This is a genomic window from Ideonella sp. (assembly GCF_035254525.1).
Lineage (GTDB): Bacteria > Pseudomonadota > Gammaproteobacteria > Burkholderiales > Burkholderiaceae_C > Ideonella.
Window position 1 is genome coordinate 1 of record NZ_DATFAN010000096.1, and the last position, 25,033, is coordinate 25,033.

The 25,033-nt window shown below is 68.8% G+C and carries 19 protein-coding genes; 7 read left to right on the plus strand and 12 right to left on the minus strand.

Translation table 11 applies throughout. From position 1 onward, the window contains the following. Nucleotides 1-70: 70 nt before the first annotated feature. The 4 genes from VJ693_RS09160 to phaC form a co-directional block, all read right to left on the minus strand. Complete coding sequence (locus VJ693_RS09160) at nucleotides 71-2,227, minus strand: M3 family metallopeptidase (RefSeq protein WP_324153459.1); 2,157 nt, start codon at nucleotides 2,225-2,227, stop codon at nucleotides 71-73. A 103-nt stretch (nucleotides 2,228-2,330) separates the two neighbouring features. Then, nucleotides 2,331-3,068 carry an acetoacetyl-CoA reductase gene (gene phbB, locus VJ693_RS09165; RefSeq protein WP_324153460.1) on the minus strand — a complete coding sequence of 246 codons (738 nt, stop codon included), beginning with the start codon at nucleotides 3,066-3,068 and terminating at the stop codon, nucleotides 2,331-2,333. 141 nt (nucleotides 3,069-3,209) lie between these two features. Beyond that, nucleotides 3,210-4,388: an acetyl-CoA C-acetyltransferase gene (locus VJ693_RS09170; RefSeq protein WP_324153462.1), complete on the minus strand. Its 1,179-nt coding sequence runs from the start codon at nucleotides 4,386-4,388 to the stop codon at nucleotides 3,210-3,212. Nucleotides 4,389-4,416: 28 nt separating this feature from the next. Then, a complete protein-coding gene (phaC, locus tag VJ693_RS09175) occupies nucleotides 4,417-6,105 on the minus strand; it encodes a class I poly(R)-hydroxyalkanoic acid synthase (protein WP_324153530.1) in 1,689 nt (562 codons plus the stop codon). Nucleotides 6,106-6,274: 169 nt separating this feature from the next. Here phaC and VJ693_RS09180 point away from each other — a divergent pair, with 169 nt between their 5' ends. Further along, nucleotides 6,275-6,529, plus strand: coding sequence for a hypothetical protein (locus tag VJ693_RS09180; protein WP_324153464.1), 255 nt, complete (start codon nucleotides 6,275-6,277; stop codon nucleotides 6,527-6,529). On the opposite strand, the gene pgeF is transcribed toward VJ693_RS09180, so the two are convergent. From pgeF to VJ693_RS09195, 3 genes are read right to left on the minus strand one after another with little or no spacing between them, the layout of a single operon-like run. Then, entirely contained in the window at nucleotides 6,492-7,268 is a 777-nt protein-coding gene (gene pgeF, locus VJ693_RS09185) for a peptidoglycan editing factor PgeF (RefSeq protein WP_324153466.1), read from the minus strand. The two genes, VJ693_RS09180 and pgeF, sit on opposite strands and share 38 nt — an antisense overlap. Then, nucleotides 7,258-7,890 (minus strand): maleylacetoacetate isomerase, encoded by a 633-nt coding sequence (maiA, locus tag VJ693_RS09190; RefSeq protein ID WP_324153531.1) that lies wholly within the window; start codon nucleotides 7,888-7,890, stop codon nucleotides 7,258-7,260. The genes pgeF and maiA overlap by 11 nt, the downstream gene beginning before the upstream one ends. A 19-nt stretch (nucleotides 7,891-7,909) precedes the next feature. Continuing rightward, nucleotides 7,910-8,608 (minus strand): fumarylacetoacetate hydrolase family protein, encoded by a 699-nt coding sequence (locus VJ693_RS09195; protein ID WP_324153468.1) that lies wholly within the window; start codon nucleotides 8,606-8,608, stop codon nucleotides 7,910-7,912. Between the two features lie 78 nt (nucleotides 8,609-8,686). On the opposite strand from VJ693_RS09195, the gene VJ693_RS09200 reads away from it, so the two are divergent. Continuing rightward, a complete protein-coding gene (locus tag VJ693_RS09200) occupies nucleotides 8,687-9,232 on the plus strand; it encodes an NUDIX hydrolase (protein WP_324153469.1) in 546 nt (181 codons plus the stop codon). 24 nt (nucleotides 9,233-9,256) lie between these two features. On the opposite strand, the gene VJ693_RS09205 is transcribed toward VJ693_RS09200, so the two are convergent. Together VJ693_RS09205 and VJ693_RS09210 are read right to left on the minus strand one after the other, a co-directional pair. Beyond that, nucleotides 9,257-11,161, minus strand: a complete 1,905-nt coding sequence (locus VJ693_RS09205; protein ID WP_324153470.1) for a bifunctional diguanylate cyclase/phosphodiesterase — start codon at nucleotides 11,159-11,161, stop codon at nucleotides 9,257-9,259. A 48-nt stretch (nucleotides 11,162-11,209) separates the two neighbouring features. Beyond that, the gene (locus VJ693_RS09210; RefSeq protein WP_324153472.1) at nucleotides 11,210-11,920 is read right to left on the minus strand and encodes a transglutaminase-like cysteine peptidase; all 711 of its coding nucleotides are present in this window, start codon (nucleotides 11,918-11,920) and stop codon (nucleotides 11,210-11,212) included. Nucleotides 11,921-12,084: 164 nt separating this feature from the next. Between VJ693_RS09210 and VJ693_RS09215 the strand changes: the two genes are divergently transcribed. Next, entirely contained in the window at nucleotides 12,085-13,203 is a 1,119-nt protein-coding gene (locus VJ693_RS09215; protein WP_324153473.1) for a tetratricopeptide repeat protein, read from the plus strand. 39 nt (nucleotides 13,204-13,242) lie between these two features. Then, entirely contained in the window at nucleotides 13,243-14,469 is a 1,227-nt protein-coding gene (locus VJ693_RS09220; protein WP_324153475.1) for a L,D-transpeptidase, read from the plus strand. Nucleotide 14,470: 1 nt separating this feature from the next. Here VJ693_RS09220 and lpdA read toward each other — a convergent pair whose 3' ends face one another. Genes lpdA through aceE form a run of 3 tightly spaced genes read right to left on the minus strand, consistent with a single transcriptional unit; the run spans nucleotide 14,471 to nucleotide 20,694 of the window. Further along, nucleotides 14,471-16,270 (minus strand): dihydrolipoyl dehydrogenase, encoded by a 1,800-nt coding sequence (gene lpdA, locus VJ693_RS09225; RefSeq protein WP_324153477.1) that lies wholly within the window; start codon nucleotides 16,268-16,270, stop codon nucleotides 14,471-14,473. Nucleotides 16,271-16,284: 14 nt separating this feature from the next. Further along, entirely contained in the window at nucleotides 16,285-17,967 is a 1,683-nt protein-coding gene (gene aceF / locus VJ693_RS09230; protein ID WP_324153478.1) for a dihydrolipoyllysine-residue acetyltransferase, read from the minus strand. A 21-nt stretch (nucleotides 17,968-17,988) separates the two neighbouring features. Next, nucleotides 17,989-20,694 (minus strand): pyruvate dehydrogenase (acetyl-transferring), homodimeric type, encoded by a 2,706-nt coding sequence (aceE, locus tag VJ693_RS09235; protein ID WP_324153480.1) that lies wholly within the window; start codon nucleotides 20,692-20,694, stop codon nucleotides 17,989-17,991. A gap of 206 nt (nucleotides 20,695-20,900) precedes the next feature. On the opposite strand from aceE, the gene VJ693_RS09240 reads away from it, so the two are divergent. The 3 genes from VJ693_RS09240 to folD all read left to right on the plus strand — a co-directional run bounded on the left by VJ693_RS09240 (nucleotide 20,901) and on the right by folD (nucleotide 25,028). Continuing rightward, a complete protein-coding gene (locus VJ693_RS09240) occupies nucleotides 20,901-23,471 on the plus strand; it encodes a PAS domain S-box protein (RefSeq protein ID WP_324153482.1) in 2,571 nt (856 codons plus the stop codon). Next, the gene (locus tag VJ693_RS09245) at nucleotides 23,468-24,091 is read left to right on the plus strand and encodes a response regulator transcription factor (protein WP_324153484.1); all 624 of its coding nucleotides are present in this window, start codon (nucleotides 23,468-23,470) and stop codon (nucleotides 24,089-24,091) included. Before VJ693_RS09240 ends, VJ693_RS09245 begins: the two co-directional genes overlap by 4 nt. Nucleotides 24,092-24,173: 82 nt before the next feature. Continuing rightward, the gene (gene folD / locus VJ693_RS09250) at nucleotides 24,174-25,028 is read left to right on the plus strand and encodes a bifunctional methylenetetrahydrofolate dehydrogenase/methenyltetrahydrofolate cyclohydrolase FolD (protein ID WP_324153486.1); all 855 of its coding nucleotides are present in this window, start codon (nucleotides 24,174-24,176) and stop codon (nucleotides 25,026-25,028) included. The last annotated feature ends 5 nt before the right edge of the window (nucleotides 25,029-25,033 follow it).

Below are 25,033 nucleotides of genomic sequence, written 5' to 3' on the forward strand. Positions count from 1 at the left end.
CGCGGCGATGAACTTCGCCCTGGCGGTCAACCACCGGCCGGGGCGCTACATGGCGTTCTGACGCGGGCCATCATCGCTTCGCAGCCTGCGCGTCCGGCGCGAAGCCATTGGCGCGCAGCAGCGCCTCGACCTGCGGATCCCGCCCGCGGAAATCGCGGAAGGCCTCGGCCGGATCGACCGAGTTGCCGACCGACAGCACCGTCTTGCGGTAGCGCTCGGCGGTGGCCGCGTCGAACGCGTCGCCCGTCTCGGTGAAGGCGTCGAACGCGTCGCGTGACAGCACCTCGGCCCACAGGTAGCCGTAGTAGCCGGCGGCGTAGCCCTCGCTGGCGAACACGTGGGCGAACTGCGGGATGCGGTGGCGCGCCACCACGGCCGGCGGCATGCCGAGTTCGTCGAGCGTGGCCTTTTCGAAGGAGCGCGGGTCGATGGGCGCGTCGCCCGGCTGCAGGTGCAGCTTCATGTCGAGCAGCGCGGATGCCAGGAACTCGAGCTCCCAGAACGGCTTGTCGAAGTTGCGGCTGCGCTCCAGCTTCTGCAGCAGCGCCGGCGGCAGCGGCTGGCCGGCCCGGTTGACCAGCATCGCCAGCACCGGCGGCGTGCTCAACCAGTATTCGTTGACCTGCGAGGGGAACTCGCCGAAATCCAGCAGCGAAGCCGGCCCGGCCAGGCTCGGGTAGCGCACGTCCGAGCACAGGCCGTGCAAGGCGTGGCCGAACTCGTGGAACATCGTCACCGCATCGTCCCAGGTGATCAGCACCGGCTCGCCCGGCGCCGCGCGCTTGAAGTTGGCGTTGTTCGAGACGATGGGCCGCACGTCGGCGCCGAACAGGCGGTTCTGTGCGCGGTAGCTGTCCATCCATGCGCCTGACTTCTTGCCCTCCCGCGCATAGGGGTCGAAATACCACAGGCCGACCAGTTCGCCTTCGCGCCCGAGAACGCGGTAGACCGTCACGTCGCGGTGGAACACCGGCACACCGCGCAGCGGCTCGAAGCGCAGGCCGTACAGCCGCCCGGCGGCCCAGAACATCGCCTCGCGCACCTTGTCGAGCTGCAGGTAGGGCGTCAGCTCTTCGGCGTCGAAGTCGTACTCCGCCTGGCGCAGCTTCTCGGCGTAGTAGCGGAAATCCCAGGGCTGGATCGTGAAGCCCACGTCGCCGGCCCCGCGTGCCTCGTCGTCGGCGAGCTTCTGCATCCGGGCCAGCTGGTACCGCACCTGGGTCACGGCAGGTCGCCAGACCTGCAGCATCAGGTCCAGCGCGGCCTGCGGCTGCCGGGCCATCGTGTCCGACAGGTTCCACTGCGCAAAATTCGCGAAACCCATCAGCTTCGAGCGCTCGCCCCGCAGCGCGAGGATCTCGCCGACGATTCGGTTGTTGTCGTGCGCGTTGCCGTTGTCGCCGCGGTAGGTCCACAGGTGCCAGGCCTGCTCGCGCAAGGCGCGCCGGGGCGAACGGGCCAGGAACGGCTCCATTGCCGAACGCGTGTTCGCGATGACCCATCGCCCAGCCAGGCCGCGGCGGCGCGCTTCCTGCGCCGCGGCCTCGACATCGGCCGGGCTCAGGCCGGCCAGGTCCGCCGGCTCCTTGATCACCAGGCCCTGGCTGTCTTCGTCCGCCAGCAGGTTCTGGCTGAAGGCGGTGTACAGCGTGGCCAGGCGCTGGTTGATCCTGCGCACCCGGGCCTTGGCCGGCGCATCGAGCATCGCGCCCTGCTTGACCATCTCGGTGTGGTGCGACCAGACCAGGCGCTGCTGCTCGGCGTTCAGGCGCTGCATCTCGGCCGACCGGTAGACCGCGTCGACCCGTTGGAACAGGCGCGGGTTCTGTACCAGTTCGTCGCGAAACGCCGCGAGGCGCGGCTCGATGCGCCGTTCCAGCGCCTGCACGGCCGGCGAACCGAGCGAGCCGGTCCAGACGCCATAGGCCATCTGCACCTGGCGCAGCAGCCGGCCGGAGCGTTCCAGCGCGAGCACCGTGTTGTCGAAGGTCGGCGGAGCCCGGTTGGCGGTGATCGCGGCGATCTCGCGCCGCTGCGCCGCCATGCCGGCCTCGAGCGCAGGGGCAAAGTCGGCAACCCGGATCCGGTCGAAAGGCGGCAAGCCGCCATACGGGCCGCTCCAGGCCACGAGCAATGGATTGGTGCGTGGCGCCGGGGCCGAGGTGGCCGGCGGCGGCATCAGCGCCAGCGTGCCGGCGAGGGTGACGATCACGCGCAGCAAGGACATGGGCCGGTTCCTCTCGTGGCGGCGGCCGGAAACGACAAGGCGGCCGAATGGGCCGCCTCGTATCTCGATCCGCCCGAAGGGGCGAACCATATCAGCTCGGGCATCAGCCCATGTGCAAGCCACCGTTGCACGAGAAATCGGCGCCGGTCGTGAAGCCCGAATCCTCGCCGGCCAGCCAGGCGACGACCGAACCGATCTCTTCCGGCGTGCCCAGGCGCTTGACCGGAATCGTCGCGACGATCTTCTCGAGGACCTCGGGCTTGATTGCACGGACCATGTCGGTGCCGATGTAGCCCGGGCTCACGGTGTTGACCGTCACGCCCTTGCTGGCCACCTCCTGCGCCAGCGCCATCGTGAAGCCGTGCATGCCGGCCTTCGCGGCGGAGTAGTTGGTCTGGCCGGCCTGGCCCTTCTCGCCATTGACGGAGCTGATCTGGATGATGCGGCCCCAGCCCTTCTCGACCATGCCCGGGACGACCTGCTTCGTCACGTTGAACATCGAGTTCAGGTTGGTGTCGATCACCGCGTGCCAATCTTCCGGCGTCATCTTCAGGAACATGCGGTCGCGCGTGATGCCGGCGTTGTTGACCAGCACGTCGATCGCGCCATGCTCGGCGACCGCCTTCGAGAAGGCCTCGACGGTCGAATTCCAGTCGGCCACGTTGCCGACCGAGGCGTAGAAGGTGAAGCCCAGCGCCTTCTGCTCGTCGAGCCACTTGCCGTAGTCGCGGCTCGGGCCGCAGCCGGCGATGACCTTGAAGCCTTCCTTGTGCAGGCGTTGGCAGATCGCCGTGCCGATGCCGCCCATGCCACCGGTCACGTATGCCACTTTCTGTGCCATGTCTGTCTCTCCTTGAATGCCGTTCATCGATACCGGGTGCCCCCGGGGCCGCAAGCACACTATTGCGCTGGAGCCCAGGGCGGGCAGCCCGTGTTTACCCCGTTGCCGGCCGCGCCCTCGGCGCGCGCCGGCAGGTGCTCATCAGCGCTCGACCGTCAGCGCGACGCCCATGCCACCGCCGATGCACAGCGAGGCAATGCCCCGCTTGGCGTCGCGGCGCGCCATTTCGTGCAGCAGCGTGACGAGGATGCGGCAACCCGATGCACCGATCGGGTGCCCGATTGCGATGGCGCCACCGTTCACGTTCACCTTGCTCGTGTCCCAGCCCATCTCCTGGTGCACGGCGCAGGCCTGTGCGGCGAAGGCTTCGTTGATCTCCAGCAGGTCCAGGTCCTGCGGCTTCCAGCCGGCGCGCTCGAGCGCCTTCTTCGCCGCGGGCACCGGGCCCATGCCCATGTAGGCCGGGTCGAGCGCGGCGCTCGCGTAGCTGGCGATGCGCGCCAGCGGCGTCAGGCCCAGCGCCGCGGCCTTGGCGGCAGTCATCACCATCACCGCGGCGGCGCCATCGTTGATGCCCGAGGCGTTGCCGGCCGTGACGCTGCCGGCCTTGTCGAACGCCGGGCGCAGGCCGGCCAGCGCGTCGGCGCTGGTCTTCTTGTTGATGAATTCGTCGGCGTCGAAGACGAGCGGGTCGCCCTTCTTCTGCGGGATCGTCACGCCGACGATCTCGTTCTTGAACCTGCCGGCTTCCTGGGCGGCGGCGGCCTTCTGCTGCGAGGCGAGTGCCAGCGCATCCTGCATCTCGCGCGTGATGCCGTACTTCTTGGCCACGTTCTCGGCCGTGATGCCCATGTGGTACTGGTTGTAGACGTCCCACAGGCCGTCGTTGATCATGGTGTCGACGAGCTTCCAGTCGCCCATGCGCTGGCCGTCGCGCGAGTTCGGCAGCACGTGCGGCGCCAGGCTCATGTTCTCCTGGCCGCCGGCGATCACGATCTCGGAATCGCCGTCGCGAATCGCCTGGGCCGCCAGCATCACCGCCTTCAGGCCGGAGCCGCAGACCTTGTTGATCGTCATCGCCGACACCGCTTGCGGCAGGCCCGCCTTGATCACCGACTGGCGCGCCGGGTTCTGGCCCGAGCCGGCGGTCAGCACCTGGCCGAGGATGACCTCGTTGATCTGCTCGGCAGCCAGGCCGCTGCGCTGCAGCAGCGCCTTGATGACGGTGGCGCCCAGTTCGGGCGCGGCGGTCTTGGCGAGCGAGCCGCCGAACTTGCCGACCGCGGTGCGGGCGGCGGCGACGATGACGATGTCGGTCATGATGCAGGTCTCCTGTTCAGAAAAAGGGTCAGGCCTTGGCCTTGACGTAGCGGCCGGGGGCCGGCTCGATCGGCTTGTGCTTGCGGTTGCCCGGTGTCTTCGGTGCAGCAACCATCGGGCCAGCATGCGGCCCGAGCCAGCGGGACCAGTCGGTCCACCAGCTGCCCGGCTGTTCCTTGGCGCCGGCAAACCAGTCGTCGGCGCTGGCCGGCAGCTTGTCGCTGACCCAGTGGCTGCGCTTGTTCGCCGCCGGCGGGTTGATCACGCCGGCAATGTGGCCGGAGGCGCCGAGCACGAATCGCTTCTTGCCCTTGAAGACGCGGGTCGAGGCATAGGCGCCCTTCCACGGCACGATGTGGTCCTCGCGCGAGGCGTAGAGGAACACCGGCGCCTCGATCTTGCCGAGGTCGATCTTCTCGCCGCAGACCGTGAGCTTGCCGGGGATCTTCAGCTCGTCCTGCAGGTAGGTGTGGCGCAGGTACCAGCAGTAGAACGGCCCCGGCAGGTTGGTCGAATCGCCGTTCCAGTACAGCAGGTCGAACGGGGGCGGCGTCTCGCCCTTCAGGTAGTTGCCCACGACGTAGTTCCACACCAGGTCGTTCGGCCGCAGGAAGCTGAAGGTCGTGGCCAGCTCCTGGCCCTTGAGCAGCGCCGGGCCGCCAGGCGCCTTCTCTCCCAGGGTCATCTCGCGCAACTGCACCGAGGCCTCGTCGACGAAGACGTCGAGGATGCCGGTGTCGGAGAAGTCGACGAAGGTGGTCAGCAGCGTCACCGACGCGGCAGGCTGCTCACCGCGCGCGGCCAGCACCGCCAGCGCGGTCGACAGGATCGTGCCGCCGACGCAGAAACCCAGCGTGTCGATCGTCGGCTGGCCCGAGATTTCCTGCACGACGCGGATCGCCTGGATCGCGGCATGCTCGATGTAGTCGTCCCAGGTGCGGTCGGCCATCGACTCGTCGGGGTTGCGCCAGCTCACGACGAAGGTGCGGTGGCCCTGCTGCACCGTGTAGCGGATCAGCGAGTTCTCGGGCTGCAGGTCGAGGATATAGAACTTGTTGATGCACGGGGGCACGAACAGCATCGGCCGCTGGTGCACTTTCGCGGTGAGCGGCTTGTACTCGATGAGCTGGAAGTACTCGTTCTCGTAGACCACCGTGCCCTCGGTGGTGGCCACGTTGCGGCCGACCTCGAACACGCTCTCGTCGGTCTGCGAGACATGGCCCTGCTGCAGGTCGTGCACGAGGTGCTGGATGCCCTGGGCGATGCTCTCGCCGCGCGTTTCCAGTGCCTTGCGCTGAGCCTCGGGATTCAGCGCGAGGAAGTTGCTCGGGCTCATCGCGTCGACCCATTGCTGCACCGCGAAGCGCACGCGCGCCTTGCTCTTCTCGTCGCCCTGCAGGCTCTCGGCCATCTGCAGCAGCGTGCGAGCGTTGAGCAGGTACATCTGCGCGGTGTACGCCGCGCCGGGGTGGGCGCCCCAGTCCTTGGCGGCGAAGCGGCGGTCACCGACCGGCTTGTGGGCCTGGCCGTCGGTGGCGCCGAGCGCCTCGACCGTGCCATTCCACAAGGCGGTGGCCTGCTTCAGGTATTCGCCCTGCAACTCGCTGACCGTCGCCTGGGGCAGCGTCAGGCCGGAGAATGAGCGCCAGATGTCACCCACCGCATGGCCGAAGGCGTCGGCCTGGGCCTGGGCGTGGGCGCCCAGAGCCTCCATCATGGGGTTCGACTTGCCTTTCACTGCATGTGTCTCCTGGTGGGCGGCTGCCGGCGCCTTGTTGTAGCGCGCGTCGTGAACAATGTCTCGGCGCCAGTGCATTTGATCGGCGTTAGCTTACCGCATGATGACTCTGTTTTTCGTTACGTGAGATTACTTACCACGGCCTGAAATGCTGATTGTTGCCCTCGGTTGGATGTTCGTGGTGATGCTGATGACCCTCACCGAGGCGACGTCGGCCGATGGCACGCTGCTGGGCGCGCTGATCACCTTCGTGCTGTACGGCGTGCTGCCGGTGTCGATCGTGCTGTACGTGATGGCCACGCCGATGCGCCGCCGGCGGCGCCGCAGGCAGGAGGCGGAGCAAGCCGCCGAGGCGCGGCGCGCGCTCAGCGGATCCAGACCGCCGCCGCCTGACGGCCGGTGACGCGGTCGCGGCGAAAGGAGAAGAACCGTGCCGGGTCGCTGTGGGTGCACCAGTGGCCGCCCGCGATCGCGGCCACACCGGCCTCTTGCAGGCGCTGCCGCGCCAGCCCCGGCAGATCGGCCCACCACCTGCCCGGCGCTGCGCCGGGGCGGAAGTGCTGCGTCGCCCTGTCACCGAACGCTTCGCGCACCTCGCCGCCCACCTCGAAGGCCGCAGGCCCGATGCAGGCTCCCAGCCAGGCGCTGACCTCGGCCGGCGAGCATTCGGCAGCCTCGCACAACGCCGCCAGGGCGGCCTCGGCCACGCCGCCGGCCAGCCCGCGCCAGCCGGCATGGGCCGCCGCGACGCCGCGCCCGCCCGGCGCGGCCAGCAGCACCGGCAGGCAGTCGGCCACCAGCACGGTGCAGGCCACGCCGCGCTCGGTGGTGAGGCTCGCGTCGGCTCGGTGGAACGGTCGCCCGGGCGCGAGGTCGGCCCGCGTCAGCCGCACCACGCCCGTGCCGTGCACCTGGTCCAGGTAGACCGGCTGCGCACCTTCGAGCCAGCCGGCAAAACGCCGCTGGTTCTCGTGGATCGCGGCCGGCTCGTCGACGGCGTCACCGCCCAGCTTGGCTGGGCGCAGGTTCAGGCTGTCGAAGGGGGCGCGGCTGACGCCGCCGCGCCGGGTCGACATCAACCCACCGACCTCGGGCGGCAAACCCTCGGCCGCGATGAAGGGCCGGTTCAGCTCATGCGGCATCGGGGCATTTTTCGGGCCGCGTGGCCTCGAACGCGTCGAGCTTCATGCAGGCCTCGAACACCCGCACCACGTTCGGCACGTGGTCGAGCCGGCAGTCGAAGCGCTGGGCGTTGAAGATCTGGGGCACGAGCACGCAATCGGCCAGACCAGGCTGGTCGCCGACGCAGTAGGTGCTCGGCGCCGCAGCGAGCTGGCGCTCGACCGTCTCGAGCCCGGTCTCGACCCAGTGGCGGTACCAGCGGTTCTTGGCCTCCTCGTCGGCACCCAGCGTGTGCACGAGGTAGCGCAGCACGCGCAGGTTGTTCAGAGGGTGGATCTCGCAGGCGATGTCCAGCGCCAGCGCGCGCGCCCGGGCCCGCGTGAGCGGATCCTTCGGCAGCAGCGGCGGCTCGGGGTAGGTCTCGTCGAGGTACTCGATGATCGCCAGCGACTGGTGCACGAACTGGTCACCGTCCTTCAGCAGCGGCACCAGGCGCGCGGCCGACACGGCGGCGTAGGACTCGCTCGACTGCTCGTTCTTCTGCAGGTGCACCGGCTTGTAGTCGTAGGCCAGGCCCTTGAGTGCCAGCGCGATGCGCACGCGGTACGAAGCCGACGAGCGGAAGTAGTTGAAGAGTTCCATCATGGCCGCTCCTGGATCTTCACTCGGCGCCGATGGCCAGGCGAAGCTCGCCCAGGCCCTCGATCGCACCGACCAGCGTGTCGCCCGCCATCACCGCGCCGACGCCGGCCGGCGTGCCGGTGTAAATCAGGTCGCCGGGGGCGAGCGTCCAGGCGCGGCTCAGCGCGGCGATCGTCTCGTTGACGCTCCAGATCAGGTCCGACAGGTCGCCCGTCTGGCGGCGCTGGCCGTTCACGTCCAGCGTGATCGCGCCGCGCGTCAGTTCGCCGGTGGTGGCCTTGGGGTGGATGGCGCCGATCGGCGCGCTGTGCTCGAAGGCCTTGCCGATGCACCACGGGCGGCCCTGCTTCTTCATCTCGTTCTGAAGGTCGCGCCGGGTCATGTCCAGCCCGATCGCGTAGCCCCAGATCAGCTCGGCGGCGCGCTCGGCGGGCACGTCGCGCCCGCCGGAGCCGAGCGCGACGACCAGCTCGATCTCGTGGTGCAGGTTCTGCGTCAACGGCGGGTAGGCCATGCGGCCGAGATCGCCCTCGGCGACCGGCAGCACCGCGTCGGCCGGCTTCATGAAGAAGAACGGCGGCTCGCGGCCGGTGTGGCCCATCTCGATGGCGTGCTCCGCGTAGTTGCGGCCGACGCAGTAGATGCGGTGGACGGGAAAGGAACGCCCGTCGGTCACGGGCACGGTAGCCGCCGAGGGCGGCTGGAAGACGAAGCTCATGGGGGCTCTCTGGGTGGCGGTCGGGTGGGTGGACGGGGTCGTTCGATGATGCCATGGCAGGCCCTAAACTGCGCCACCATGCTGACGGGCCGCACCATCGTTCACTGTCGTGCCTGTGGCACCAAGGTCGACTACGTGATTCCCGCAGACGACAACCGGCCGCGCGCCGTCTGCCCACGCTGCGGCACCATCCACTACGAGAACCCGCTCAACGTCGTCGGCACCGTGCCGGTCTGGCAGGACCAGGTGCTGCTGTGCCGCCGCGCGATCGAGCCGCGCCACGGCTTATGGACGCTGCCGGCCGGCTTCATGGAGCTGGGCGAGACGACCGCCGAAGGCGCCCTGCGCGAGACCGACGAGGAGGCCGGCGCGCATGTCGAGCTCGAGGGCCTGTTCACCGTGCTGAACGTCGTGCGCGTCGGCCAGGTGCACCTGTTCTACCGCGCCCGGATGATCGACACCCACCTCGATCCGGGCCCTGAATCGCTGGAGGCGCGCCTGTTTCGCGAGGACGAGATCCCCTGGGACGAGCTGGCCTTTCGCACCGTGCGCGAGACGCTGATCCGCTTCTTCGCCGATCGCCAAGCCGGCCACTTCGGCGTGCACTGCGCCGATATCGCGTAGCGCCGGCCATGCCGGCGGGCTTGCTCAGCCCGGGGGAACGACCGGGCCGGTGATGCCGTCCAGGCCACAGCTGTCGAGCGCGGTGGCGTCGTCCGACGAGGTGACACCCTCGGCATACACCTTCAGGCCGATGCTGTGCAGCATGCGCACCGCACCGGCCACGTGGTCGCGCCGGGCGTGGTCGGCCGACAAGCCCTCGACGAAGCTGGCGTCGAGCTTGACGAAATCCAGTCCCACTTCGAGCAGGCCCGAAGCCTCGGTCAGGCGCTCGCCCGCATGCTCCAGGCCGACCCGTGCCCCCAGCGTGTGCATCTGGTTGACCAACTCGCGCACCAGCTCGATGTGGCGCAGCGCGCCCTCCTCGGCCACTTCCAGCCACAGGCCCGGCGCCTCGCCGGGGTAGCCCGACAACAGGCCGCGCAGGTTCGGCACGAAACTGCTGTCTTGCAGCGAGCCGGGGCTGACGTTGACCGCGCGCGCCATGCCGTCGGCGGCGATGGCCGCCAGCGCCAGCTTGGCCGCCAGCAGGTCGATGCGGGCGGTGAGTTGCGTGCGCCGGGCCATCGGCAGCCATTGCGCCGCAGGCACCATCTCGCCGCCGTCCTCGAGCTGCAGCCGCAACGGGCACTCGCGGTGCAACACGGCGCCGCGCATGTCGACCAGCGGGAACTCGACCAGCTTGGCGCGCTGCGCGCTCACAGCGCCTTGCAGGCGCTCGCGCCAGGTGTCTTCGCCCAGCACCAGGCCGTCGCCGGTGTCATCCAGTTCGACCGCATAGGCGCCGCGCGCCTCGGCGCGGGCCAGGGCCTGGTCGGCCGCTGCCAGCAGCGAGGACATCGGCGCGCCGTGCCACCAGCGCACCGCGCCGACGACCGCATTGGCGGCCGCGTCGTGCGCCCGCAGCAGGTTGCGCAGGCGAGCCGCCACATCCACCGCCGGCTCGCGCAACGAGCCGACGTCGGGCAGCACCATCGCGAAATCGGAGCCGTTCAGGCGGCCGACCTCGAAGGAACCGGCCCGCCGCGCCGACTCGACGATCGCCGCAGCCGACTCCTGCAGCAGACGGTCGGTCGCGGTGTGGCCGAGCTTGCGGTTCAGACCCTGCAGGTCGACCAGGCGCACCAGCACGATCGCGCCGCCGGCGCTGCCGTCTTCGCTGTTGAGCATCACCTTGACCCGGCCCATGAAGTGGGCCCGGTTGGACAGGCCGGTCAGCGCGTCGCAATTGGCCTGCCGGCGCAACTGCTCGACCTGCGCCGCCTGCTCGTCGAACATGCCCTTCAGGCGCACGACCATCGTGTTCATCGCCCGCGTCACGTCGCGCAGCTCGGGGATCACCGGCTCGCTGATGGTCGCGAAGCGCCGCTCGGTGATCGCCGCCGCCTGCTGCACGGTGGCCTCCAGCGGCAGGCGGATGCGCCGCACGCCGACGGCCGCGAGCCCGCCCAGCGCCAGCGCCAGCAGGGCCAGCACGGTGGCGGTCGACAGCGTGCTATGCCAGAGCTGGTCGTGGGCAAAGCTCGAATGGCTGCGCACCTCGAGGCGCCCGACGGGTTTCCAGCCGTCGCTCACCGGGGCCGTGCCGGTGGCGGGCGTGATGCCGAGCCAGGTGACGAACCAGCCCGGCGCGGTGCTCGGCTTGGGATCGGCGCGCCGCTCGAGCAGCACCTTGCCGTCGGTGCCGGTGAGGCGGATCAGCTCGTAGAAGCCGGTGTCGAACTGGCCGGCCACCACCAGCTCGCGAGCGGTCGGGTCGCCCTTCTGCTGCGACAGCGACATGGCCAGGAACTGCGCGGTGTCGTTGTTCTTCAGCGTGAGCTGGGTCTCCAGGACCTGGCGGGCCGAATGGACCGTGATGCCGAATGCCGCGGCGAACGCGAGCAACAGCGTCAACGCGAGCAACAGCCAAACCTGGCGTATCAGTGACATGGTCCCTCCTGCTGGGGCATGCTTATACCTCGTCCGTTACCAGATGCATCAAAGGAGAAAGCCATCCAGGCGTGCTTTGGACAGCGCATCGCGCCAGCGTGACAGACGCTCGACCGGGCCCGCCCCGGCAATCTCGACGCGGCCCACGCCCTCCCACAGGCCCTCGGTATTGAAACTGAACACGGGCTGCAGTTCGGGCCGGGCATCGACCTGAACGACCTCGTCGACCAGGTTGTCGAGCAGCAGCGGCTCGGCATCCGGGCTCGGGTAGTAGGCCAGGACCATGTGTGGTTGCACCAGCCCTCCGGGCACATCCGGCGTCGCGGCCTTGATCAGCCGCACGTAGACCATGCGCAGCTTGCGCTGCGGCACGCCCACCGCCGCCAGCGTGACGTACTTTGCAATCGCATAGTCTTCGCAGTCGGCCAGCCCGCGCTGCAAGGCCTCGAGCGGGCTGGCCCAGTAGTCCACCTCACCCCAGGTATCCATGTCGTCACCGTAGCGCAAATGCCGGTTGTAGAAGGTGTTGATGGCGTCGATCCGACCCCGCTCGCCCTGCGTCCGGGCCGCGGCCATCACCATGCGCAGGGCTTCGGCCTCGCGCAGCGCCTGCGCGCCATGGCGCGCAGCCGCCTGCACGATGCGTGAGGGGCTCCAGGCGTTCATCTCGAGGGGCCAGGCCAGCAGGATGGCCGCGCCGAGCAGCCAGCGGCGAACCGCCCGGGCGCTGGGGCGAATGGCATCGAATGAACAGGGCATCACCGCTATGTCGGCCGGCGCGGCGCCGACTTGATCGACGAATCGCCAGCGCGGCTTGCACACATCACGCTGCCGGGCCGCAATCACCCGGGCCGCGGGTGGAATTTCGATAGACTGCCGGGGCCCGCGACGGCGGGCGCCGCAACGCCCGCACGCCACCCCCCATGCCCTTGCCCCACCCCGCGCCGACGCATTTCGCACACGGCCTTGCCGCCTTCGCCCTCGTTCTCGGCCTCGGGTCGACCGGCCCGTCGACAGCGCAAACGGCGGCACCGGCTGCCTCGACCGGCGCCCCCGGCACGCCCGAGTCGGCCGACATCCAGCGGCTGATCAAGGACGGGCAGCCCACGCAGGCCCTGAAGCTCATCGATGAGGCGCTGGCCAAGAACCCGGCGGACCCGCAGATGCGCTTCCGGCGCGGCGTTGCGCTGTCGATGCTCGACCGCAAGGCCGAGGCGCTGGCCGTGTTCCAGAAGCTGGTCGACGACCACCCGGACATGCCGGCGCCCTACAACAACATGGCGGTCATCCTGGGCGCCCAGGGCGACTACGAGAGGGCCCGCCAGGCGCTCGAGCGGGCGATCCGCACCAACCCGGCGTATGCGACCGCGTACCAGAACCTGGGTGACGTCTACGCCCAGCTGGCGAGCCAGGCCTACACCAAGGCCCTGCAACTCGACAAGGCCGACGCCAGCGTGCAGCCCAAGCTGGCGCTGCTGCGTGAATTGACGGCCGGCGCGAACACCGCACCGCCGCCCGTGCCGGCCGCTCCCGCGACGGCATCGGCCAGGCCCGGCACCAAGCCCGTGGCGGTGGTTGCCCCGGCCGCGGTCAGCAAGCCGATGGCGGCCCCCGCCGTGGCCGCGGCGTCGACGCCGTCCCCGGCCGCCAAGCCGAGCAGCCCCCCTGCCTCGGCGCCCGCGGCACCGGCGACGGCCGCTGCCGGTGCCAGCGATGTGGAAGCCGCCGTGCGCGCCTGGGCCACGGCCTGGAGCCAGCGCGACATGACGGCCTACTACGCCGCCTACACGCCCGATTTCAGCGGCCAGTCGCGCTCGCGCAAGGCCTGGGAGCAGGACCGGCGCAACCGCATCGCGGCGCGCAGGCAGATCCAGGTCGAGGTGTCCGACCTGAAGGTCAGCGTCCACGGTGATCGGGCCACGGCGAAATTCCGTCAGGCCTATTCGTCGGACGCGCTCTCGACCACCAGCCGCAAGACCCTGCAACTGGTTCGCGGCGCGGACGGTCATTGGCTGATCAAGCAGGAATCGGTCGGCGGCTGAGCGCGGCCCTGCCTCGCCACCCGCCCAATTCCCATGGCCATGAGTTTCGACACCCGCCACGCCCCGCGCAAACGCCGCGGTGCCGTGCTGCTGGGCACGGTCGGCTTGCTCGCGGCCGGGTTGTTGTCGACCACCGATTCACGCGGGCTGGGCTGGTGGTCGCCCTCGGGCCAGGCGCGTGACGCAGCCTGGCGCGCCACGATGCCGGCGATGCGCCTGGCCGACGAATCCGCGCCGGCCCGGCCCGCGCCGCCGGCCGCGGCCTGGCAGGGCAGTCCCGAGGCTCGCCTGATCGCGATCTACCGGCTCGTCGGCCAGCACCGGCTCGCCGATGCGCTGGCCGCGAGCACCGCACTCGTCGAACAGCACCCCACCTTCCGCCTGGCGCAATTGCTGCACGCCGACCTGCTCGCCGCCCACGCGGCGCCGCTGGCCGCCTGGGGCGGCGCGAGCGCTGGCGGCAGCGAACTCGCAGCACTGCGCGACGAGGTGCGGCAGCGCCTGGCGGCACTGCGCGAGCGGCCCCCCGCCGGCGCGGTGCCGGCCGAATTCGTGCAATTGCCGCCGAGCGTGCCGTTTGCGATCGCCGTCGACGCATCGCGCAGCCGGCTGTACCTGTTCGAGAACGGTCCGCAGGGCATGAGGCTGATCGATGACTTCTACGTCTCGGTCGGCAAGCAGGGTGTCGACAAACTGGCCGAGGGCGACCAGAAGACGCCGCTGGGCCTGTACTTCATCACCGACCGCATCGACCCCCACGCGCTGCAGGAGCGTTTCGGTGCCGGTGCGCTGCCGCTGAACTACCCCAACGCCTACGACCGCACGCGCGGTCGCACCGGCCGCGGCATCCTGCTGCACGGCGTACCGCCGGTCACCTACTCGCGCCCGCCGCAGGACAGCGACGGCTGCGTCGTGCTGGCCAACGACGATCTCCTCGGACTCGCGGCCCGGCTGCCGCAGCGCGACACGCCGGTGCTGATCACGCGGCGCATCGATTGGCGCACGCCCGAGGCCGCGCACGCATCGGCCCCGCCCGCCTTCCGGCGTGCCTTCGAGCGCTGGAGCGCCCAGCGCCTGGCCTCACCCCAGGCGCCCGCCGCGATCACCGACGCCAGCATCGTCGCCTGGCGCGACGACCGCGAACTGATGGTCGTAACCTTCCGCGAGCAGGCCGGCCCCGGCCAGCCGCGCGACCAGGTCATGCGCCAGTATTGGGGCCGCGACGGCGACGACTGGGTCGTCGTCGCCGCCGGCCAGGTGCACTGACCTAGCGTTTCTGCGGTGGCAGGTCGGTGCACGACCCGTGCGCCACCTCCGCCGCCATGCCGATCGATTCGCCCAGCGTCGGGTGCGGGTGGATGGTCTTGCCGATGTCCACCGCGTCGGCGCCCATTTCGATCGCCAGCGCGATCTCGCCGATCATGTCGCCCGCATGGGTGCCGACGATGCCGCCGCCGACGATGCGGTGGGTGGCCTCGTCGAACAGCAGCTTGGTGAAGCCCTCGTCGCGGCCATTGGCGATCGCGCGGCCCGAAGCGGTCCAGGGGAACAGGCCCTTCTTGACCTTCACGCCCTGCGCCTTGGCCTGCTCTTCGGTCAGGCCGACCCAGGCGACCTCGGGGTCGGTGTAGGCCACGCTCGGGATCACGCGGGCGTCGAACTGCGCCTTGGTGTCGCCGGCCGCGACCTCGGCCGCCACGTGCGCCTCGTGCACCGCCTTGTGCGCCAGCATCGGCTGGCCGACGATGTCGCCGATCGCGTAGATGTGCGGCACGTTGGTGCGCATCTGCACGTCCACCGGGATGTAGCCGCGGTCGGTGACCGCGACGCCGGCCTTGTCGGCGCCGATCTTCTTGCCGTTGGGCGAGCGGCCCACGGCCTGCAGCACGAGGTCGTAGGTGGCTTCGCTGGTCTTGCCGTCGGCCGCCTCGAACTTGACCTTGATGCCTTCGGGCGTCGCCTCGGCACCGACCGTCTTGGTCTTCAGCATGATGTTGTCGAAGCGGCCGGCGTTCATCTTCTGCCAGACCTTCACCAGGTCGCGGTCGGCGCCCAGCATCAGGCCGTCGAGCATCTCCACCACGTCGAGCCGCGCACCGAGCGTGGAATACACCGTGCCCATTTCCAGGCCGATGATGCCGCCGCCGACGATCAGCATCTTCTTCGGCGTGCCACGCAACTCGAGCGCGCCGGTCGAATCGACGATGCGCGGATCGTCCGGGAAGAACGGCAGGCGCATGGCTTGCGAGCCGGCGGCGATGATCGCGTTCTTGAACTTGACCGTCTTCGTGCTGCCGGTCTTGGCCTGGCCGTCGCCAATGGTCTCTTCCACCTGCACGTGGTGCGGGTCGATGAAGCTGCCGTAGCCGCGCACCACCGTGACCTTGCGCATCTTGGCCATGGCCTGCAGGCCGCCGGTCAGCTTGCCCACCACCTTGGCCTTGTGGGCGCGCAGCTTGTCGGTGTCGACCTTGGGCGCTCCGAAGTCGACGCCCAGGGCGGCCATGTGGCTGACCTCGTCCATCACCGCCGCCACGTGAAGCAGCGCCTTGGACGGGATGCAGCCGACGTTCAGGCACACGCCGCCCAGCGCGGCGTAGCGCTCGACGAGCACCACCTTCATGCCGAGGTCGGCCGCGCGGAAGGCGGCCGAGTAGCCGCCCGGGCCGGCGCCGAGCACCAGCATGTCGCACTCGAGGTCGGCGCCACCGGCATAGCTGGCTGCGGCCGGTGCGGTCATGGGAGCCGATGCCGGGGTGGGCGCGGGCGCGGCCGCTGCAGGGGTTGAAGCCGGCGCGGGCGCGGCGGCCGCCGCACCCGCCGCCGCACCCGCCGCTTCAAGCGTCAGGATCGTGCTGCCCTGGCTGACCTTGTCGCCGAGCTTGATCTTGAGTTCCTTCACCACGCCGGCATGCGTCGACGGGATTTCCATCGAGGCCTTGTCGCTTTCGACGGTGATCAGGCTCTGATCCACGGCCACCGTGTCGCCGGGCTTGACCAGCAGCTCGATGACGCCCACGTCTTTGAAATCGCCGATGTCCGGCACTTGCACTTCGATCGTTGCCATGATTCAGCCCCCGATCAGAGTGCAATGCGGCGGAAGTCCGCCAGCAGGGACGCAAAATAGACGTTGAAGCGCGCTGCGGCGGCGCCGTCGATCACGCGGTGATCCCAGCTCAGAGACAGCGGCAGGATCAGGCGCGGCACGAAGGCCTTGCCGTCCCAGCGCGGCTCCATGCTGCTCTTGCACACGCCCATGATCGCCACTTCAGGCGCGTTGATGATCGGGGTGAAGTAGCGCCCGCCGATGCCGCCGAGCGAGCTGATGCTGAAGCAGCCGCCGCTCATGTCGGCAGGCCCCAGCTTGCCGTCGCGTGCCTTCTTGGCGAGCTCGCTCATCTCCTGGCTGATCGCAAGGATGCCCTTCTTGTCGGCATCCTTGATCACCGGCACGACCAGTCCATTGGGCGTGTCGGCCGCGAAGCCGATGTGGAAGTAGTTCTTCAGCACCAAGGTATCGCCGTCGAGCGAGGCGTTGAACTCGGGGAACTTCTTCAGCGCGGCGACCGCCGCCTTGATCATGAAGGCCAGCATCGTGACCTTGACGCCCGACTTCTCGTTCTCCTTGTTGAGCTGGACGCGGAAGGCCTCGAGCTCGGTGATGTCGGCATCGTCGTGGTTGGTGACGTGCGGGATCACGACCCAGTTGCGGTGCAGGTTCGCGCCGCTGATCTTCTTGATGCGCGAGAGCTCCTTGCGCTCGATCAGGCCGAACTTCGCGAAATCGACCTGCGGCCAGGGCAGCAGGCCCGGGAAGGCGCCACCCGCAGCGGCCGGCGCGGCCGCGGGTGCCTTGGCCTTCTGCGCAGCCGTTTGCTGTTCGCCAGCCATCACCTGCTTGACGAAGCCTTGCACGTCGTCCTGCGTGATGCGGCCATTTGGGCCCGTGCCCTTGACCTCGCCCAGCGGCACCCCCAGTTCGCGGGCCAGGCGGCGGATCGTCGGCGACGCGTGCGGCAGGTTGACGGGCGACGCCGTCGGCTCGTGCGCGGGCAGCGCGGCCGTCGGTGGCGTGCGTTCGACCGGTGCGCTCGACAAGGTGCCGGGCGCGGGCCCGGTGGCGGTCACGGTCTGCACCGGGGCCGCGGCGGCGGCACTTGCCGGGGCCGCGGCCCCGCCAGCGCCCTCGAGCACCGCGATCAGCGTGCCCTGGTTGACCTTGTCACCCAGCGCGACCTTCAGCTCCTTCACCACACCAGCGTGCGACGATGGAATCTCCATCGATGCCTTGTCGCTCTCGACGGTGATCAGCGACTGCTCGGCCTTCACGGTGTCGCCGGGCTTGACCAGCAGCTCAATGACGGCCACGTCCTTGAAGTCGCCGATGTCGGGCACCGTGACCTCGATGCGGCCACCGGCGGCGGCCGGTGCAGCGGCGGGCGCCGGGGCGGGTGCCGCTGGCGCCGGTGAAGGCACGGCGGCGGCAGCCGGCGCCGGGGCGGGCGCCGCAACGGCCGCGGCTTCACCCGCGGCCTCCAGCATCAGCAACACCGAGCCTTCGTTGACCTTGTCGCCCAGGGTCACCTTCATTTCCTTGACGACGCCGCCGTGCGTCGACGGGATCTCCATCGAGGCCTTGTCACTCTCCACCGTGACCAGGCTCTGCTCGGGCTTCACCGTGTCGCCGGGCTTGACCAGCAGTTCGATGACAGCCACGTCCTTGAAGTCCCCGATGTCGGGGACCTTCACTTCGACCAATGCCATGTTGAGTGTCTCCAGCCGCGCTCAGGCGTACAGCGGGTTGATCTTGTTGGTGTTGATGCCGTACTTGGCAATGGCCTCGGCGACCTTGGCCACGGGCACGCTGCCTTCGTCGGCCAGGGCACGCAGCGCCGCGATCACGATGTAGTGGCGGTTGACCTCGAAGTGCTCGCGCAGCTTGTAGCGGAAGTCGCTGCGGCCGAAGCCATCGGTGCCCAGCACCTTGTAGGTCCGGCCCTTGGGAATGAAGGCGCGGATCTGATCGGCGTAGTTCTTCATGTAGTCGGTCGACGCGATGACCGGCCCGGCATGCGGCGTGAGCTGCTCGGTGACGAACGGCACGCGCGGCGCATCCGTCGGGTGCAGCAGGTTCCAGCGTTCGCAGTCCTGGCCGTCGCGGGCGAGCTCGTTGAAACTCGGGCAGCTCCACACGTTGGCGGCCACGCCCCAGTCGGCTTCGAGCAGCTTCTTGGCGGCGATCGACTCGCGCAAGATCGTGCCCGAGCCCAGCAGGTTCACGCGCGGCGTCTTCTTGGCCCCCTCCTCGAGGAGGTACATGCCCTTGATGATCTGTTCCTCGGTGCCGGGCTTCAGGCCGGGCATCGGGTAGTTCTCGTTCAGCAGGGTGATGTAGTAGAAGACGTTCTCCTGCTTCTCGACCATGCGCTTCAGGCCGTGGTGCATGATCACGCCCACCTCGTGCGCGAAGGTCGGGTCGTAGCTGACGCAGTTCGGGATCGTGCCCGCCAGGATGTGGCTGTGGCCGTCTTCGTGCTGCAGGCCTTCGCCGTTCAGCGTGGTCCGGCCCGATGTGCCGCCGAGCAGGAAGCCGCGCGCCTGCATGTCGCCCGCCGCCCACGCCAGGTCGCCGATGCGCTGGAAGCCGAACATCGAGTAGTAGACGTAGAACGGGATCATCACCCGGTTGTTCGTCGAGTACGAGGTCGCCGCGGCGATCCACGAGCTCATGCCGCCGGCTTCGTTGATGCCCTCCTGCAGGATCTGGCCGGCCACGTCTTCCTTGTAGTAGGAGACCTGGTCACGATCCTGCGGGGTGTACTTCTGGCCTTCGGGGTTGTAGATGCCGATCTGGCGGAACAGGCCCTCCATGCCGAAGGTGCGCGCCTCGTCGACGAGGATCGGCACGACGCGCGGGGCCAGCGCCTTGTCGCGCAGCAGCGAGGTCAGGAAGCGCACATAGGCCTGGGTGGTCGAGATCTCGCGCCCTTCGGCGGTCGGATCCAGCACCGACTGGAAGGCCGCCAGATCGGGCACCGGCAGCGATTCTTCGGCCTTGGTGCGGCGCTTGGGCAGCGAGCCGCCCAGCGCCTGGCGCCGCTCGTGCAGGTAGCGCATCTCCGGCGTGTCTTCGGCCGGCTTGTAGAACGGCAGCTTCGACAGCTCGCTGTCGGGGATGGGGATGTTGAAGCGGTCGCGGAAGGCCTTGATGTCCTCGTCGGTCAGCTTCTTGGCCTGGTGGGCAATGTTCTTGCCCTCGCCCGCCTTGCCCATGCCGAAGCCCTTGATGGTCTTGACCAGCAGCACCGTCGGCTGCCCCTTGGTGTTGACCGCCTTGTGGTAGGCCGCGTAGACCTTCTGCGGGTCGTGGCCACCGCGCTGCAGGCGCCAGATGTCGTCGTCGCTCATCTTCGACACCATCTCGAGCAGCTTGGGGTGGCGGCCGAAGAAGTTCTTGCGGACGAAGGCGCCATCGTTGGCCTTCATCGCCTGGTAGTCGCCGTCCAGCGTCTCCATCATGACCTTCTTCAGCAGGCCTTCCTTGTCACGCGCCAGCAGCGGATCCCAGTACGAGCCCCAGATCAGCTTGATGACGTTCCAGCCGGCACCGCGGAAGTCGCCCTCCAGCTCCTGGATGATCTTGCCGTTGCCCCGCACCGGGCCATCCAGGCGCTGCAGGTTGCAGTTGACGATGAAGATCAGGTTGTCGAGCTTCTCACGCGCGGCCAGGCCGATCGCGCCCAGGCTTTCGGGCTCGTCCATCTCGCCGTCGCCGCAGAAGACCCAGACCTTGCGCTTGCTCGTATCGGCGATGCCGCGGGCATGCAGGTACTTCAGGAACCGCGCCTGGTAGATCGCCATCAGGGGGCCCAGGCCCATCGAGACGGTTGGGAACTGCCAGAACTCGGGCATCAGCTTCGGGTGCGGGTAGCTCGACAGGCCCTTGCCGTCGACCTCCTGCCGGAAGCTGAGCAGCTGCTCTTCGCTGATGCGGCCTTCCATGAAGGCGCGGGCGTAGATGCCGGGGGCCGAGTGGCCCTGGATGTAGAGCAGGTCACCGCCGTGGTCCGGCGTGTCGGCGTGCCAGAAGTGATTGAAGCCGGCGCCGAACATCGTGGCGACCGAGGCGAACGACGAGATGTGGCCGCCGAGGTCGCCCCCGTCTTCCGGGTGCAGGCGGTTGGCCTTGACGACCATCGCCATCGCGTTCCAGCGCATGTAAGCGCGCAGCCGTTCCTCGATCTCGATGTTGCCAATGTAGTGAGGCTCGTCCTCGGGCTCGATGGTGTTGACGTAGGCGGTGGTGGCCGAGAACGGCATGTCCACGCCGTGCTGTCGCGCATGCTCGAGCAGCTGCTCGAGCAGGAAGTGGCCGCGTTCGCGCCCTTCGGTTTCGAGCACGGCCGACAGGGCATCGAGCCACTCTCGGGTCTCCTGCGCGTCCGCGTCATTCGCGGCGGCGCCCAGGAACGATTCAGGCAGGGCGGACATGGTTGTCTCCTCGGGAAAGGCCACGAGCGGGCCGTTGTCTGACGGGTGATCGGTCGGCGGGAAGTTTCGCACAGCCAGTTTCGATTTTCAAATGGTGGCTGTCGATTTCATATTGTGGTGTGTACGTAGACCATCCCGGGCGTATCGCACGGCGGCGCCCGGCCACACGCCGGCCGACCGGCGGCCCCGCCGCGATAATCGCGCCAATGGTCTTGGCTCGCGAACCGCTCAAACCCTCTCCCTCGCGCCTTCAGCGTCTTGTCGGCCGCTGGTGGCGGCAGCAATCGCCGGCGCGGCAGGATCGTTTCGCGACCATCGGGCCGCTGGTGTCGGTGCTGCTGTTCCTGGCCGCGATCACGGCCGCGTTCTGGTACCTGCGCAACGAGGAGATCGACCGCGCCACCGACGCGCTGCGGCGCGACACCGAGGTCGCCCAGCAGCAGATTCGCCTGCACCTGATCGAGAACCAGGAGCAGCTCGTTCGCATCGCGCGCGAGCTGGTCACGCGCGACATCGACGCCGCCGAGTTCCTCGGGCAGGCGGGTGCCTTCCAGCGCGAGCGGCCCGAGGTGCGCCACTTCACCTGGATCAATGCCCAGCGCAAGGTCCGCGCAAGCCAGGCGGTGCTGAGTTTTCGCAGCGATGACGGCGGCGGCAGCCCCACCGCCGACCCCTCGCTGCCGGCCGAGGGCCGGCGCAGTGAGGCCGAGTACGCCTTCATCGCCGCACGCGACACGCGCCAGCCGGTCTATTCGCGCCCGTTCACCGATGCCAGCGGCCTGGCCGTGTTCCAGATCCAGGTGCCGCTGATCGACCGCAGCAATTTCGCCGGCACGCTGATCGTCGAGTACTCGGTCGAAGCGCTGGTGCGCTTCTTCGTCCCGACGGAGGTCACGCGCCGGCACCTGGTCAGCGTGCTCGGGCCCGACCAGCGGGTACTGGTCAGCACCGTAAGCTCCATGCCCGGCCAGCCGGCCGCGGCGCCCTCGCTGCAATACGACCTGCCGCTGGCGCCGATGTCCAACGGGCTGACGCTGCGCGGCCAGGGCTATCGCACCTCGATCGGCCTGATCGGCAACACGCTGTTCTGGATGGTCGTCGCGCTGTCGGTGCTCACCGTCTGGATGCTGCTGGGCACCTGGCGCCACATGCGCCGCCGCTCGCAGATCCAGCACGCGCTGGTGCAGGAAACGAACTTCCGCCGGGCGATGGAGAACTCCATGCTGACCGGCATGCGCGCGATGGACAAAGACGGCCGCGTCACCTACGTGAACCCGGCCTTCTGCGCCATGACCGGCTTTGCCGAAGCCGACCTGATCGGCCGCTACCCGCCCTTCCCCTACTGGCCACCGGATCGCATCGAAGAGAACACCCGGCTGCTGCAGCAGGAGTTGCAGGGCCGCAGCCCGGTCGGTGGCATCGAGGTCAAGGTGATGCGCAAGGACGGCTCGATCTTCGATGCGCGCATGTACGTCTCGCCGCTGATCGACCCCAAGGGCCAGCAGGCGGGCTGGATGACCTCGGTGACCAACATCACCGAAGCCAAGCGCATCCGTGACCAGCTTTCCGCCTCGCACGAGCGCTTCACCACCGTGCTCGAGGGGCTGGATGCGGCCGTGTCGGTGCTGTCGGTGCAGCACAGTGAACTGCTGTTCGCCAACCGTTCGTACCGCCTGTGGTTCGGCGCCGATGCGCGCGGCCATGCGCTGCTCGCCAACAGCTCGCACGGCGTGCCCTTCCTGCCCGAACCCGACGAGGAGGTCGACGGCCTGTCCGGCCTGCCGACCCAGCCGCTGACAGAGAGCGGCTCGCAGCCGCGCGAGGTCTACGTCGAGTCGCTGCAGATGTGGTTCGACGTGCGCGCCCGCTACCTGCAATGGACCGACGGCCGCCTGGCACAGATGCTGATCGCCACCGACATCACCGCCCGCCGCCGGGTCGAGGAACAGGCCCAGCAACAGGCCGAGAAGGCCCAGGTCACGAGCCGGCTGATCACGATGGGCGAGATGGCCTCCTCGGTCGCCCACGAGCTGAACCAGCCGCTGACCGCGATCAACAACTACTGCAACGGCATGATCAGCCGGGTGCGCAACCAGTCGATCGGCACCGACGACCTGATCGCCGCGCTGCAGAAGACCGGCCGCCAGGCCGAGCGGGCCGGACAGATCATCCACCGCATCCGCTCGTTCGTGAAACGCAGCGAGCCGCAGCGCCAGCCGGCGCATGCACGCGACATCGTCGAGGACGCGGTCGAGCTCGCCGGCATCGAGCTGCGCCGGCGAAAGGTGGCGATCCACACCTACGTCGCGCAGCGCCTGCCGATGCTGAGCGTCGACCCCATCCTGATCGAGCAGGTGCTGCTGAACCTTCTGAAGAACGCTGCCGAAGCGATCGACAGCGCCAGGCTGCCCAACTCGCGCCGCCACATCGAGCTGCGCGTCGTGCCGCGCCATACGCCGGAAGAAGGCGGCGTGATCGAGTTCAGCGTCACCGACATGGGCCCGGGCATGAAAGAAGAGGTGCTGGCGCGCCTGTACGAAGCCTTCTTCTCGACCAAGGCCGAGGGCATGGGCATCGGCCTGTCGCTGTGCCGCTCGATCATCGAGTCTCACCGCGGCCGGATCCGGGCGCAGAACCTCTACAATGGTGGGTCGATTTCCGGGTGCCGCTTCGCGTTCACCCTGCCGGTCGACCTGTCCCAACGCGCCGAAGCTGCGCCCGTGCCTGACGTGCCGGACGTGGCCGCAGCGTCGAACCCGAACGCCTCTGCCTCATGAGCCTGATTCCGAAAAAGGGTACTGTCTACGTGGTCGATGACGACGAGGCGGTCCGAGATTCACTGCAATGGCTGCTCGAGGGCAAGGACTACCGGGTCAAGTGCTTCGACTCGGCGGAATCCTTTCTTTCCCGCTTCGACCCGCGCGAGGTCGCCTGCCTGATCGCCGACATCCGCATGGACGGCATGAGCGGGTTGGAACTGCAGGATCGGCTGCTCGAGCGCAAGAGCCCGCTGCCCGTCGTCTTCATCACCGGCCACGGCGACGTACCAATGGCGGTCACGACGATGAAGAAGGGCGCGATGGACTTCATCGAGAAACCCTTCAAGGAAGACGAACTGGTGGCGCTCGTCGAGCGCATGCTCGATCAGGCCCGCGTCGCCTTCTCGCAGTACCAGGAGCAGGCCAGCCGCGACGCGCTGCTGTCGCGCCTGACCACCCGCGAGGCCCAGGTGCTCGAGCGCATCGTCGCCGGCCGGCTGAACAAGCAGATCGCCGACGACCTGGGCATCAGCATCAAGACGGTGGAGGCGCACCGCGCCAACATCATGGAAAAGCTCAACGCCAACACCGTGGCCGACCTGCTGAAGATCGCGCTGGGCGCCACCCACAAGGCCTGAACTTCTTCACGCCGACACCACCTTCATTGCGACGGGGCCTTTCAGGCCCCGTTCGCGCTTCTTGCCCGAGGATTCAACGACCATGACCGCCCAACTGATCGATGGCAACGCCCTGTCCCGCCAACTGCGTGCCGAAGTGGCCGAGCGCGCTGCCGCCCTCGCCGCCCGCGGCCACCAGCCCGGCCTGGCGGTGATCCTGGTCGGCGAGAACCCGGCCAGTGCCGTCTACGTGCGCAACAAGGTCAAGGCCTGCGCCGATGCCGGCTTTCATTCGGTGCTCGAGAAGTACGAGGCCTCGATGCCCGAAGCCGAGTTGCTCGCCAGGATCGAGGCCCTGAATGAAGATCCGGCCATCCACGGCATCCTGGTGCAGTTGCCGCTGCCCGCGCACATCGACGCGCACAAGGTGATCGAAACGATCTCGCCCGAAAAGGATGTCGACGGTTTCCACGTCGCCTCGGCCGGTGCGCTGATGGTCGGCCAGCCCGGCTTCAAGCCCTGCACGCCCTACGGCTGCATGAAGATGCTCGAGTCGATCGGCGTCGACCCGCGCGGCAAGCACGCGGTGGTGATCGGCCGCTCGAACATCGTCGGCAAGCCGATGGCGATGCTGCTGCTGGGCGCCAACGCGACCGTGACGATCTGTCACAGCGCGACACCCGATCTTGCATTCCACACCCGCCAGGCCGACATCGTCGTGGCGGCCGTCGGCAAGCGCAATGTGCTGACCGCCGACATGGTCAAGCCCGGCGCCGTGATCATCGACGTCGGCATGAACCGCAACGACGAAGGCAAGCTCTGCGGCGACGTCGATTTCGCCGGCGTCAGCCAGGTGGCCGGCTGGATCACCCCGGTGCCGGGCGGGGTCGGGCCAATGACGATCACGATGCTGCTGGTCAACACGATCGAGGCGGCGGAACGCCGCGCCGCTGTTTGAGTCTG